The sequence below is a fragment of the Dyadobacter sp. Leaf189 genome, assembly GCF_001424405.1.
Classification (GTDB): Bacteria; Bacteroidota; Bacteroidia; order Cytophagales; family Spirosomataceae; genus Dyadobacter.
This window is the reverse complement of the sequence record NZ_LMPS01000001.1, coordinates 1,736,200-1,750,565: the sequence shown is the minus strand read 5'-3', so window position 1 is coordinate 1,750,565 and position 14,366 is coordinate 1,736,200. Positions and strand designations below refer to the sequence as shown.

Sequence of the window (14,366 nt, the reverse complement as noted above, 5' to 3'; positions counted from 1 at the left end):
TGCCGCCGCACATTTTTTAAACTTCTTACCTGATATTCCATGTATTTCTGTAAAAACACTTTCCTGGCGCTAACCGCGACGCTCGTTGCAGCCGGGGCTAATGCGCAGCAGGCAAAGCCACAGCCGCCTGTCCGTTTCGAGAAGAAAATGATCGCCTCCGAAAGTTTTGAATCGGTGGCCGTTCTTGACGTCAATAATGATGGAAAACCGGATATTGTTTCCGGCTCGTACTGGTACAAGGGGCCCGAGTTCTGGGAGCGGACTTACCTTGGCGAAGTGAAGCGCGTAGGCGAATACTGGGACGAATTCCTGACTGTGCCGATGGACGTGAATGGGGATGGGAAAATGGATATTATCACCGGCGGTTGGTTCAACAAATCACTGTTATGGCGCGAGAACCCGGGCAATAACAAACCCTGGACCGACCATATCATAGATGAAACGGGCAATGTGGAAACGGGCCGAGCGTGGGATATTGACGGAGACGGAACATTGGAAATCGTACCTAACAACCCCAATCAGCCTCTCAAATTTTACAAACTGGAAAAAGACCAGAATGGAAAAGGTACCGGCAAATTCACCAAAGTCCAGATAGCAGACCGCCAGGATCACGGATTGGGTTATGGAGATATTAACGGCGACGGAAGAGGTGATATCATCATCAGTACAGGCTGGCTGGAAGCGCCTACAAATGTACTGAAAGACAAATGGACCGCGCACAACGATTTCAATTTTGGCGATGCCAGCGTTCCCATTATCGTGGCGGATGTGAATGGCGACGGTAAAAATGACGTGATCGTGGGCCAGGCGCACAGCTACGGCCTCCATTGGTACGAGCAGAAAAACAGCGGCGGAAAAATCAGCTGGACCAAACACAGCATTGATCCCGATAACTCACAATTCCATTCCCTGGCGTGGATTGACCTTGACGGCGACGGTAAAATGGAGCTGCTCACCGGCAAACGCTACCGCGCCCACAACGGCGGCGACCCGGGCGAAAAGGATCTGATCGGGTTATATTATTATAAATGGAACGGCGAAGCTTTTGTGAAGCAGGTCATTTCCTACGGCCCTTACGGTGAGGGCAAGGGAATCGGTGTGTACTTTGACGTAGCCGACCTGACCGGCAGCGGCCGGAAAGACATTATCGTCGCCGGGAAGGACGGACTGGCTGTATTTTTCAATAAAGGCAACGAATAAGCTTACCGCGGCGAAGCGAATTTTCTTCTGATATACTCTTGCACGATCGCATCCGGTAAAGTCCGGGTGCGATCGTGACATATCTCGGCTGCGACGTGCTGTCGACCGGCAGAAACTAAAATCAAAATAATTTTCCAAACGTTTGCTTATTGCATTTTTTGAATTTATTTTTGACTCGATTCTAGTTAGTGCGTTAAGTTATATGAAACTACACTCTATGCGTTGGTTTGTTGTCCTGATGCTGTTCATAGCAACAGGACTGAGCTTTTTGGACCGGCAGGTGCTTTCCATTGCTATCCTCAAAATCCAGAAGGAATTCCATTTTACAGACGTGGAATATGGCTGGGTAAACACCAGTTTCCTGCTCAGCTACGCATTGATGTTCACCATGGGCGGCTGGATCATTGACAGGGTTGGTGCCAAAAAGGGTCTTGCAGTAGCCGTGGGCGTATGGTCGCTAGCCAATGCAATGCACGGACTGATGAACTCTTTACCGCAGCTTATTGCATTCCGCTTTTTGCTTGGGTTAGGTGAAGGAGCCTGTTTTCCAGGTGCAGCAAAAACGGTTTATGATTGGTTTGACAAAAAAGAAAGGGCCTTTGCCAATGGTATCGCCATCGGCGGCTCGGCGATCGGCGCTGTGATTGCCCCGCCGCTCACGATCCTGATTTCTGAGCACTATGGCTGGCGGGCAGGCTTTGTGATACCCGGTCTGGTTGGTATAGTTTGGGTGGCCGGCTGGCTGCTGATACCGTGGAAAAATGTTGTTTCGCAGGTAAATACGCAGTTTACCCAACAGAAAACAGCCGCTATCTCCCTGCTTTCCGTACTGAAAATAAAGGAAACCTGGGTGTTTATACTGATGCGTTTCCTGCTCGATCCGGTGATGTATTTTATGATGTTCTGGATACCAAAATACCTCAGCGAAGTGCGGGGAGTGGCTTATCAGGAAATCGGAAATCTGTTCTGGGTACCATTTCTGGCGCTGGGCGTTTCCAATGTTCTGGGTGGATTCATTTCTGATAGATTGGTTAAAAATGGCTTCACCATCAATAAGGCGAGGAAAATGGTCATGGGCATAGCAGCCGCCTTAACCCTGGCTGTTCCATTTACCGAATATGTTTCCTCTGTGTATGTAGCAGTGGGTTTGATGGCGCTCTATATGTTCGCCCACGGCTTCTGGATTACCAACTACATCACTTCCATTTCGGATGTTTTTGGCCAAAGAGCAACTTCCACGGTGGTAGGACTTTCGGGAACAGCAGGGGCAATTTCAGGCTTGCTGGTAAATCCGCTGATCGGAAAAATCGTGCAGGAGTATTCGTACAAACCTATGTGGATCGCCTGCGGGGTACTTTACCCGCTCGCATTCATCGGATTTATGTTCCTCATCCCCAGGATCCAGCCACTGTTCCGGGAAGCAATGGACAGTCCGGCCGATGCCGCTGTACTGAAAGCTGATCCATGACGGCAGCAGAAAAAATTTTACCCGAAAAAACTTAGTGCGTTAAGAATTAAAGAAAAACACATAACATCAAATTAAATGGTGAATCCCATCTCCAACGGGCAGGAAGCAACTGCCGCTATTGTTGAAAAACGCAAACCTACCCGCCCGCGTATCGGCGTTTTCGGCGTTGGCTACTACAAATATTGGAGCCAGTTCGATGGTCTGCTCGACGCGATGATGCAGAAGCAGGCAGTTTTTATCGAAAAGATCCAGACCGGATCTTACGCGGAAGTCATTGATTTTGGTCTGGTGGATAATGTCGAGAAAGCCTATGAACTGGTACCAAAGCTGAATGCGGCAAATCTCGACCTGATCTTTTGCGATATGGTCACCTACGCCACTTCCAACACTTTCGGGGTGGTGATCAAGAGCATCAATGTGCCCATTGTACTCGTGGCATTGCAGCCCGACCAGGCAATGGATTACACCCGCGCTTCCACCTACATGCAGCTCTACAATGACGATATCTGCTCCCTTCCGGAATTTGCCGGAGTGGCCGCGAGAATGGGCAAAAAGGTGCCGGATATGATCATAGGCACGCTGTACGATGATCCTGAGGCTGACGCACAGATTGAAGAGTATTGCCGGATCGCCGCCGTTTTACATGATCTGAAAACTTCACGCATTGGTCACATCGGACACCCCATCGAGGCGATGCTGGATATGCATTCCGATGCAACAATGCTCACCGCCCATTTCGGCGCGCACATTGTACAATGCGAAGCGCATGAGATTGTCTCCCAGTATCAGAAATCCACTCCTGAGGAAATTGATCCGGTTAAAGAACGCATTCTCGACTTCTTTGAAACACCCGATCCAGTTTCTGACCCCATTTCAGAGAAACTGAGGGATTCGGATCTTGAAACAGCTGCGCGGGTAACAGTGGCTTTGGAAAAATTTATTCAGGAGAGAAAGCTCGACGGGCTGGCCTACTATTATGAAGGTGCAGAAAACAGCGAGACGCGCACAGTGATGTCAAACCTGATCGTGGGTAACTCACTGCTGACGGGCGCCGGTTTTCCGATGTGCGGGGAGTCGGACCTTAAAACGTGTTTTGCGATGCTGATCATGGAACGTTTAGGCATAGGCGGTAGCTTCGCCGAGTTCCACCCCGTCGATTTCAAGGAAGGGTTTGTACTTGTAGGTCACGATGGTCCGCATAACGTGGCCATTGCCGACGGTAAGCCGATTTTACGCAGCTTAACCAAATACCATGGCAAACCAGGATTCGGCGCGGGAGTCGAGTTCAAGATCAAGGAAGGGCCCATTACCATGCTGAGTATCAACTCCACTTACGATGGAAAGTTCAAGTTTGTAATTGCCGAGGGGCAGTCTGTTGAAGGACCGATCCCTCCTACCGGCAACACCAACACGCGGGGCTATTTCAAACCCAACGTACGGACATTCCTGCAAAGATGGATGAAAGAAGGACCAACACACCATTTCGCACTGGGTGTCGGGCATCACGCGGGTGCGATCGTGAAAGTGGCCAATTATCTCAACCTGGAAGCCGTCGTTATCGGCGCAGATTAACCAGAATGACCCACTGATTCATTGTTTACAGGATTGCGCATTAACCTCTTGCTAATATCTAAATCCCTTTTCACTATGAAGAAAAAGTGTATTAATCAACGCTTCCGGCAGCTTTCCAGTCTTTTGCTGCTGCTCATCCTGACGTCCGCCTGCACGGTTTTCGCGCAGGTTGCGGGCAAACAGGAAATACGCGGTGTGATCACCACTGCCGAAGACAAGCAACCTCTGGTCGGTGCAACGATTGCAGAAAAAGGCGGATCAAACGGGACTACTTCCGATGCAAATGGAAGCTATCAGCTTACCGTCGGCTCAGGTGCAACGGTCGTGGTCAGTTTCATCGGTTACCTTCCACAGGAAGTGGTGGTTGGCAGTCAATCGGTGATCAATGTGGCCCTGAAAGCTGATGAGCAGCAATTACAGGATGTGGTGGTAGTCGGTTACGGTACGCAGCGCAAGAAAGATGTGACTGGCTCCATTGTGAATATATCAGCAAAAGACCTTGTTCCTGTACCTGCTGCCAACAGTTTTGACCAGATGCTGCAAGGGAAAATAGCCGGCGTGCAGATCACGCAAACTTCGGGTGCACCGGGCGGAAATGTCAACGTTTTGATCCGTGGTGTGAACTCCATTACCGGTGGAAACCAGCCGCTTTATGTCGTGGACGGCTTTGCGATCGGCTCGGGCGGAGGTGGTTCCAGCGTTGCCAACTATGCTTCGGATTCTTATTCAGCAAACGGCATTGTCGGGGCGAGTGCGGTAAACAGGGTCAACCCGTTAAGTACGATTAATCCGTCTGATATCGAGTCCATTCAGGTTTTGAAAGATGCTTCTGCGACGGCGATCTACGGTTCGCGCGGTGCCAATGGTGTGGTGATCATTAATACAAAAAGAGGAACGCGGGGACGTTCCAACATCAGTTTTGAGCACTCAACGGGCTTGCAGCAGCTCGCCAAAAAAATGGATCTGATGTCGCCACGGCAATATGCCGAGTTTGTGGCGGAAGGCCGTGATAATGCGTGGGTGTTTACGGGAGGTAATGCGAGTGATCCCAATGAAAAACGCGGGACTGGTCAATATGTAAAACCCGCTTTCCGGAATCTGGACCAGTTTGCAGACAATGGATATGGAACCGACTGGCAGGACCTGATTTTCAGAAACTCGCTGGTACAGAACTACCAGCTTTCGGCCACCGGTAACAAAGGGGATATGCGCTATTTTGTTTCGGGTGGATACCTGGATCAGGATGGGATTATCATCGGTTCTAAGTTCAAGAAATTCAATATGCGGACCAACCTGGATGTAAACCTGACGCCGCGACTGAAACTGGGAACCAGCTTTTCGGGAACATATTCATTTGGTGATTTTGCCCGGGCAGAAGGTCATTTGCAGCACCGCGGTCTCATCTCAGCGGCAGTTGCCTCCGACCCTACCATTCCTGTTTACGACGATAATGGCGGCTACTATTCCGAATTCTCATCAACGACGGGTATTCCGGTGGAGCACGTATTGCTGATCAACGACGAGTTTTCCGACAAACGGAAGAATGCCAATATTTTTACCAATAATTACCTGGAATATGAGATCGCGAACGGTTTGGTTTTCAAAACAACCATCGGTATCAACTATTCCAGCAACCAGACACGTCTTTGGAAATCCTCCAAAATTGGCGTCGCTACCAGCCGGACAGGTGCGGCGGTAGCCGGTGTTACCAAATTCAACAGCATCAACTGGCTGAATGAAAACACATTGAACTACCGCAAGAAAGTAGGCGAAAAGCATGATTTCGATGCACTTGTAGGTTTTTCAGCCCAAAAAAATACGGACGATGTGCTGCAAGCCGGCGCAACCGATTTCCCTACTGACGATGTGCCTTACCTTGCAGCGGGTATCGTCACAACCGGAACGGATTACATGTCACAATGGTCGATGTTGTCGTGGTTTGCCCGCCTCAATTACTCCTTTGACGACAAGTACCTGCTCACTGCCACCATGCGCCAGGATGGAAGCTCACGGTTTGGTTCAAAAAACAAATGGGGCGCATTTCCTTCCGTTTCGGCTGCCTACCGCCTGTCGCAGGAAGCATTTCTGCAAAACAGCAGCACAGTCAGCGACCTGAAACTCCGGGCCAGCTATGGGGTGTCGGGTAATAACCTGATCGGCAATTACGCCAGTCTGGGCTTGCTGGGCATATCTCCTATGGTTTCCAATGGCTCCAACATTTCGGGTATCTCGCCATCTACCCTCGCCAATGATGTACTGAGCTGGGAAAAGTCTTTCCAGACCAATGTGGGCGTTGACCTTGCTTTGTTCAAAAACAGGATTGCCCTGACCGTGGACGCGTACCGTACGCATAAAAAAGACCTGCTGTTATCAGTTGCCTTACCCGCAGCTTCGGGCTTTTCTTCGTCGGTGCAAAACGTGGGTGAGCTGGAAAACAAAGGGATTGAATTTTCATTAAACACGGAGAACATCGCCAAAGGCAACTTCCGGTGGACATCAGATGTGAATTTGAGTATCAACCGAAACAAGGTTTTAAAACTGAATACAGAATCTGCCCGCATTAATACCTCGGCTTATCAGGTCGCGGAAGTCGGCCAGCCGATTGCGAGTTTCAGGTTACTGAACATACAGGGCATTTTCCAGACGCAGGAAGAGGTAAAAGCAAATCCCATTCAGCACCCACGGGTGCAGCCGGGGGACTACCGTTTTCAGGATGCAGACGGCAGCGGTACTATTACCCAGGCAGACCGGATGATCGTAGGAAATCCCTGGCCAAAATTCACCTGGGGAATGGGTCACCGTTTTTCATACAAAAACCTGGCGTTAAGTGTGAATATTTACGGATCGCAGGGTAACGAAATGTACTTCCAGGGCGGTGAGGTTTCACTGAATGGCGCAGGTGTGCAAAACCAGCTTGCCGTGATGGCCGATCGCTGGAAATCACCGGAGAACCCAGGTGCCGGAAAATATGCACGTGCGATCCGCAACGATTATGCATTCGGTTTCAGCGCGGGAACGACCAAGTATATGTTCGATGGTTCATTTATACGCATCCGGAATGTAAACCTGGCTTACACATTTCCCGGTACTGTCACAGAGAAACTCAGGTTACAGGGATTATCGCTTTACGCGGATGTTACCAACCTTTTCACTTTCACCGACTACCCGGGCTATGATCCCGAAGGCAGCACAGGCGGCGACAACATCGGCCAAACGGGCGTGGATTTCTTCTCCTACCCCAATCCGAGAGCTTTTACAGTGGGTCTGAGAGTAAGTTTTTGAAACAACCATTAACATAGAATACTATGAAAAGGAATATTCTGGCGCTGGTATTGATGCTGACCAGCCTTTCATCCTGTAACGATTTTCTGGAACTTGTTCCCGAGCATCAGATCAGCAATAATGTTTTTTACAAAACCCAAAACGACTTTGAAAGAGCCTTAATTGGCGCATACAGCAGCTTTCGCGGGCTTTACAGCGGCAGTGCCATTCTGTATGCGGCGGAGCTCCGTACCGATAATGCGGAGATCAACTGGTCCTCGCCTACCGTGGATGAAATGCAGTTTGAGCAAAACGCGCTGACTTCCACAAACAACATGGTGAGAGGTATCTGGAACACCTGCTTTGTCACGATTTCAAGATGCAACACGATCCTTAACCGCATTGAAGCTGTTGATTTTGACGCCGCTGCGAAGAACAAGATCATCGGTGAAACGCGCTTCCTGCGGGCATTCAGCTATTTCTATCTGGTGCAGCTTTTCGGCGACGTCCCCATTACTGAACAGGAATATGGAAATCCGGGTGAAATCCAGGCGGCAGACCTCAGCCGGAAACCGGTCGATCAGGTTTACGAGCTGATATTGAGCGACCTCACCACTGCGGAAGGCCTGATGCCGGCAACTTTAAACAACGACAAAACGCACGCATCGATCGGTACTGTGAAGGCCCTGCTCGGGAAGGTACATTTGACCCGAAAAAATTATGCGGCGGCCGAAGCCAAGCTGAAAGAAGTGATGGATCTTAATCAATATGGTCTGCACGAGAACTACGCTGCCTTGTTTTCGGAGGGAAATAACAATCTGAAAGAATCGCTTTTTGAAATCCAGTTTATCCGTGGACGCAGCCTGGGCAACAATTACTCGGCCATTTTCACGCCGGCGATCACCAGTATGGCGATTTTCCCGAATAACCTGCAAGGTTCCGGTCGCATTACGCCCACGGCAAGCTTGTTCAACGCTTATGAGGTTGGTGACAAAAGAAAGGCTACTTCTGTTAATGACTCGGTCCGGCTGATCAATGGCAGCAAATCCCCGGCCCGTTATGCATTGAAATTCGTGGACTTCAAGGTGGTGGAAACCTCCGATGGCGCGGTCACATTTACGGTCATGCGCTATGCAGATGTGCTGCTGATGTACGCGGAGGCATTGAACGAGCAAAGTAAAACCGTTCAGGCGCTGCCCTTTCTCAATATGATCCGCACGCGGGTGGCGTTACCAAACCTGACCGCGCTCGACCAGGCGCAGTTCCGTACCGCACTGGAAAAAGAGCGCCGGGTTGAATTCATGTTTGAAGGCCTGCGCTGGTTTGACCTCGTGCGAACAGGCCGCGCGAGGGACGTTTTAAATGCTTACTATACGAGCAAAAACCAGAATTTCTCGGTGGCCGGGCACGAGCTGCTCTTCCCGATCCCGTTGGCAGAAATCGAATTGAACAGTAAACTGAAACAAAATGAGGGGTATTAAGCAGGTAATGATCCTTTTCGTATTGTGCATGAGCCTTAACCGGGTTCATGCGCAATATGAACTCGCAACATTGAAAGGCAGGAATTTCAATAACATCACCCTGGAAGTTTCCCTGAAACCTTTCAAGAAAAACGATAAGGCCTACATCCGCGAAGTGGCCAAAGAAATGTTTGTTCAATGGCATTCGCTGCTGCGTCACACGGACACGGTTTCGGTGATGTTATGGACGGGCGACGGCTCCGAAATACTTGACTACAAAGGCGTTCCAAACCAGCCGCTGGAATGGGCGCAGTATATGGGAAACCCCAACACGAAGCATGCGGTGAACTCCGGCCCGAAGGAATTATCGATCCACGAACGGGCATATCTGTACCTTCCCGAGCCTCCCAAGTTCACTTACGATGATTTAAAATTCATTGTGCAGACATTAAAAGAAGAAGGGAAAAAGGTAACCGGCAAGCCGATCCTGATCGGCGAAACTTTCGATCCGGGGCCGGAATTTGCCAAATCAGACTTTAAATACAAGAAACACCCCGAGATCCTGGGCGGCAGCGCGATGGGCCATAATACGATGGTAAGCTGCTATTCGGTGCTGAATGCGGATAGTGAAGCGTATGCCGGATTTCCAAAAGGTATCCCGGCCAACACGCCATTCGGCACATTCCTGGGCAGGCAAAGCAAGCATTTCCTGGCAGATATGGGCTTTAATTTTCTCTGGCTGAGCAATGGTTTTGGTTATGGGGTTGAAGGCTGGTCGTCCACGGGAGCAATCTTTAATGGTAAAGGGTTTGATCAGGCGAAACTGAATGCGACCAAAGATAAGATCGCTGGTTTCTGGAAATATTTCCGCGCGGAATGTCCTGATATTCAGATCCAGACACGTGGTACTAACCTTTCAACAGGCGCGGATCTGGCGCGGGATGGCGTGGATTTGAAATCGATTTATAAAGACAAAAACCTTTTGCCGCCGCCGAATTCTCCGTGGGCTGCATTGGATGGTGATTTTGGTTTGGAAATGGTGGGATATATGTCGAGAATGGCCGAGCTGCCCGACGAGCGCTATCTTTTCCGGTATTACACCCACGATCCGTGGTGGCTTAATAGTCCGTGGCTCGACCGTTACGGCCGCGAGCCGCACGATATTTACCTGCCGATGGCCGTTTCCCGGATCAATAAAAAAGGAGAAGTGAGGCTGCCGACGCACCTGAACTTCCTGAGTATCGACGATTCGTACGGCAACATGCCCACGCAGGTTCCCGACGAAGTTACCCCGCACATTCTCAAAGGCCGATATGATTCCCCCACTGCGCCCGGCCCGCTCGTGTGGGTGTACCCGTTTGACGAATACCACGAATGGGCTTATAAATACAAAGACCGGCTGCCGGAAATCTATTACGGCGACTGGCTGATCCGCCAGGCGATCAACAACGGAATGCCGCTCAATACGGTTGTTTCTACGGGTTCATTTCAGAATGTGATCAAAAATAACCCCGCGTCTTTCAAGGAATCGGTGCTAGTTACCATTGTTCCTGATGCGGATTCTGAGCTCGAAAAGGCGCTGATCTCATTTGTTCAAAACGGCGGGAAGCTGCTGGTTTACGGGCCGGCTGGTCATGCCGGGAAAGCGTTTTTAGATATGCTCAATTTGCAGAATACGGCTGCATTGGAAGGTGAGTTTAACATGAAATCAACTTACCCTGGTGACAAAATGAGTGTCGCATATCCTGCCAAAATCGTCCATAGCGCATTGTTTTCCGGGGGCGGCATTGCTACGAATGTAAAAGACCAGAAAGATGCCGGAACCAGGATACTCGCGCAGATGACGCAGGCTGGTCAGTCGCGTGATGCGGCCTGGGTGCGTCAAAAACCGGATTGGAAGGGCGGGAAAGTGGCTTACGTGCGGGGCACAAATTCGAGCAAGTTTACCGGCGGCAAATTGCTGACTCCGGACGATCCCTCGAAACTGTTCACCGGGCCGCTGTTAATGCGCTACATTTTGCAGGAATTCGGAATGAACTTCGCCATTGAAAAAGAAGATCCAAGTATTAAAAACCCGGTTTTGACGGTTTCCAGAAGCAACAATGCATTCATTTTCTCGGGTTATAATCCAAATAGCACGATTAGAAATACATTCAAATTGCCGCAGGGTGCGCCGTTGCTGCTCGGGCTTGAAACCAAGCTGGACAAGGGACATTCCGCATACACGCTGCCGACTTCATGGAACCGCGAGTCACGCATTTTTATCGAGCAAAATGACGGGATTGTTTCTTACAAAGAGCTGCATTCAGGGGAGCTTGGTATTGCTAAACGATACAGGGTCAGCGGGTTGAAGAATGCCACCGTACGGATTTATGCGGATGATAAGGTGACTGCAAAGGATTTTCACGCTTATCTCAATGCGAACTATCCGTGGAAAGAAGGTAAGATCACTTTTAAGGAAGGTGATCCGAAGTTGGGGAAACATTTTGTGGTTGAAAATATAACCGGGAGTTTGGTGGTATCCTGGTAAGTTGCTATTCCTAAATCCTTACTTATGAAGAAGTTATTAGCGGCAATTCTTTTGTTGTTGCCTTTTGAATCGTTTGCTCAACTAGATAATGCCACGAAGACACGAAAAGAACACGAATTAAGTAAAGGGTTTGCGAATCCGACGGGCACGGCGCGGCCTAAGGTTTACTGGTGGTGGTTGAATGGGTACACGGATCAGGTCAGGCTCAAAGAAGAACTGGTGGCGATTAAGAATGCGGGGCTGGGTGGGGTTGATATTTTTGAGATTGGGTTCCGGCCGGATGGGGTTGTACCTGCGGGACCTGCTTTCATGAGCGACTCTTCGTTGAAAACCATTGCTTTTGCGATTAAAGAAGCGACCAGGCTGGGTTTGGAAGTAGGACTGAATTTATCAAGCAGCTGGAATGCAGGAGGAGCGTGGATCAAGCCCGAGCATGGGGCGAAATCGCTTTATTTTTCCAAAACCAAACTGGATAAAACGGCCGGTAATGCATTGAAACTTCCCTTTCCAACTATTTCCAAAAAGGATGAAAAGGGAAAAGAACGCGTCATCGCTTTTGCGGCGGATGGAAAGCCCGTATACCGGCAGGAAATTGCCGTATTAGCCATTCCTGCTCAAAAAAGCGGCAGCTTTCTGGACACGGCCGCGATTGTAAATGTGACACGCTTTTTTGATCCGAAAACCGAAACTTTGAAATGGCAGGCACCCGCGGGCGATTGGGACGTATTTCGCTATGTGTGCGCGAGTTCCGGGGAACAGCTGAAACTGCCCAGCCCGAATTCCAAAGGTTTGATCATCGACCACTTTGACTCGACGGCAACCCGCGTGCATTTCGAGTATTTTATAAATAAACTCAAACCCTTACTCGGAGATTTCAGGAAAACAGGGCTGAAAAATTTCTATCTGGCTAGTTTCGAAGCAACGGGAACAATCTGGACACCTTCGCTGGCAGGCGAGTTCCGGAAGTTGAATGGGTACGACGTCAGCAAATTTTTACCAGCCTTATTTGATAAAAATGCTTTCAACCCTGCCCAGTCGGCCCGGTTCAAAAAGGATTTTGACCTGACGATTTCCGAATTGATGATCAACAATCATTACCGGAAAGGCAGGGAAATTGCAAATAGTTATGGTCTGAACCTGATCTCTGAATCCGGCGGGCCGGGACCTCCGTTGCACAATGTACCGGTGGAATCCATCAAGGCTTTGGGTGCGCTCGATGTTCCCCGCGGCGAATTCTGGATCAACCATTCCCAATATGACGCCACACCCGACAGCATTGATCTGCTCATGCTCGTGAAGGAAATTGCCGCTGCATCACACATTTACCAACGGAAAATCACGGAACTGGAAGCATTTACGAGCTTTCAGAACTGGCAGGAAGGCCCCGGCGACATGAAACCGAATGGCGACCGCGCTTTTGCCGAAGGAATGAACCGGCCTGTGATCCACGGATTTACACATAATCCACGCGGAATGGGCAGTCCGGGTATTTACTACGCCGCGGGAACACATTTCAACGACAGAACCACCTGGTGGCCAAAAGTGAAGCCATTTAATGATTACCTCTCCCGCGTTTCCTATATACTGCAAGAGACTGATTTTGTGGCAGATGTGCTTTACTACTATGGCGACAAGGTTCCCAATTTTGTAACGCCTAAGAACACCCGGTTTGCAGTGGGGTCGGGGTATGATTATGAGATTATTAATACCGAAATTCTGCTGCGTGATCTCACGGTGAAGAATGGGCTGCTCACATTACCATACGGTGCGCAGTTCAGGGTTTTGGCGCTGGATGAAATTTCTGAAAAAAAACCTGAGATCTTAAAGAAAATCGAACAGCTGCGAAAAGATGGCGCAGTGATCACCGACGCCATGCCCGCCGGGCGCATTGGTGAAATGCTGAAATCCAAGGGTATCGGCCCCGATTTTGACTATCCCGATAAACAGTCCGCGCGGCTTGACTATATGCACCGCGACCAGCCGGTCCTGGATTTTATCCATCATAAAAAGGGAGATCAGGATTTTTATTTTATCCGGAATACGGGCAAGGAAACGGTGACACGCATTTGTTTATTCCGGCAAACGGGTAAGTCGCCGCAACTCTGGGACCCGATGACGGGCAAGATTGTTCCCATAACGATTTTCAATCAAGCTGAAAAGCACATTGAAGTGCCTGTTTCGCTGCCGGCTTTTGGCGCTGTGTTTGTTGTTTTTACAAATGATCAGAGACCTGCGAATTATACCTCCATTGGCTCAGGTGCAGAATTGCCCGCATTTGAATATGTTCAAAACGGCATTTTGCTCCCGGAAAAGGGGAATGTAACATTGACTAAAAATGGCAGGGATATTACCATTGATAATCTGGCCAAATCACAAACCATTACCGGCTCCTGGGATATTGCTTTTACTAAAAACTGGGGCGCTCCAGACAAAACTACCTTCCCGGAGCTGATCTCCTGGACCAAGTCGGACAATGAAGGTATCCGCCATTATTCCGGCTCGGCCATTTATTCCAAAACATTCGAAAACAACCTGACGGCTGGCAAAAACACCCGCATTTATCTGGATCTGGGCGATGTTTCCAAAGTATGTGAAGTGTGGCTGAACGGCAAATCGCTGGGCATTGGCTGGACGAAACCGTATCATTTTGATGTAAGCGGCTCATTGAAAACTGGCAGAAACGAACTGCGGATCGAGGTGATCAACACCTGGGCCAACCGCATTATCGGCGACATTACCAGCGACAAAAAGTACACGAAAACCAACCTGAATGTGCGTGGCTCGCGCGAATTGCTGTGGACGGAAACCCCGCTGGTTCCTTCGGGAATACTTGGACCTGTGGTTATTAAAACGGTTACGATCATTAACTAATCCT

The 14,366-nt window shown here is 49.6% G+C and carries 7 protein-coding genes; all 7 read left to right on the top strand.

The features are described from left to right. The first annotated feature begins 39 nt into the window (after positions 1-39). The 7 genes from ASG33_RS07410 to ASG33_RS07380 all read left to right on the top strand — a co-directional run bounded on the left by ASG33_RS07410 (position 40) and on the right by ASG33_RS07380 (position 14,362). Positions 40-1,200, top strand: a complete 1,161-nt coding sequence (locus ASG33_RS07410; protein WP_056281967.1) for a VCBS repeat-containing protein — start codon at positions 40-42, stop codon at positions 1,198-1,200. A 202-nt stretch (positions 1,201-1,402) separates the two neighbouring features. After that, positions 1,403-2,668, top strand: a complete 1,266-nt coding sequence (locus tag ASG33_RS07405; protein WP_056281964.1) for an MFS transporter — start codon at positions 1,403-1,405, stop codon at positions 2,666-2,668. A gap of 75 nt (positions 2,669-2,743) precedes the next feature. Next, positions 2,744-4,240: an L-fucose/L-arabinose isomerase family protein gene (locus tag ASG33_RS07400; protein ID WP_056281963.1), complete on the top strand. Its 1,497-nt coding sequence runs from the start codon at positions 2,744-2,746 to the stop codon at positions 4,238-4,240. A gap of 75 nt (positions 4,241-4,315) precedes the next feature. After that, a complete protein-coding gene (locus ASG33_RS07395) occupies positions 4,316-7,522 on the top strand; it encodes a TonB-dependent receptor (protein ID WP_056281960.1) in 3,207 nt (1,068 codons plus the stop codon). Between the two features lie 23 nt (positions 7,523-7,545). Next, complete coding sequence (locus ASG33_RS07390; protein ID WP_056281957.1) at positions 7,546-8,982, top strand: RagB/SusD family nutrient uptake outer membrane protein; 1,437 nt, start codon at positions 7,546-7,548, stop codon at positions 8,980-8,982. Continuing rightward, a complete protein-coding gene (locus ASG33_RS07385; protein WP_229238587.1) occupies positions 8,969-11,491 on the top strand; it encodes a hypothetical protein in 2,523 nt (840 codons plus the stop codon). Before ASG33_RS07390 ends, ASG33_RS07385 begins: the two co-directional genes overlap by 14 nt. 24 nt (positions 11,492-11,515) lie before the next feature. After that, entirely contained in the window at positions 11,516-14,362 is a 2,847-nt protein-coding gene (locus ASG33_RS07380; RefSeq protein ID WP_056281955.1) for a glycosyl hydrolase, read from the top strand. Positions 14,363-14,366 lie beyond the last annotated feature (4 nt).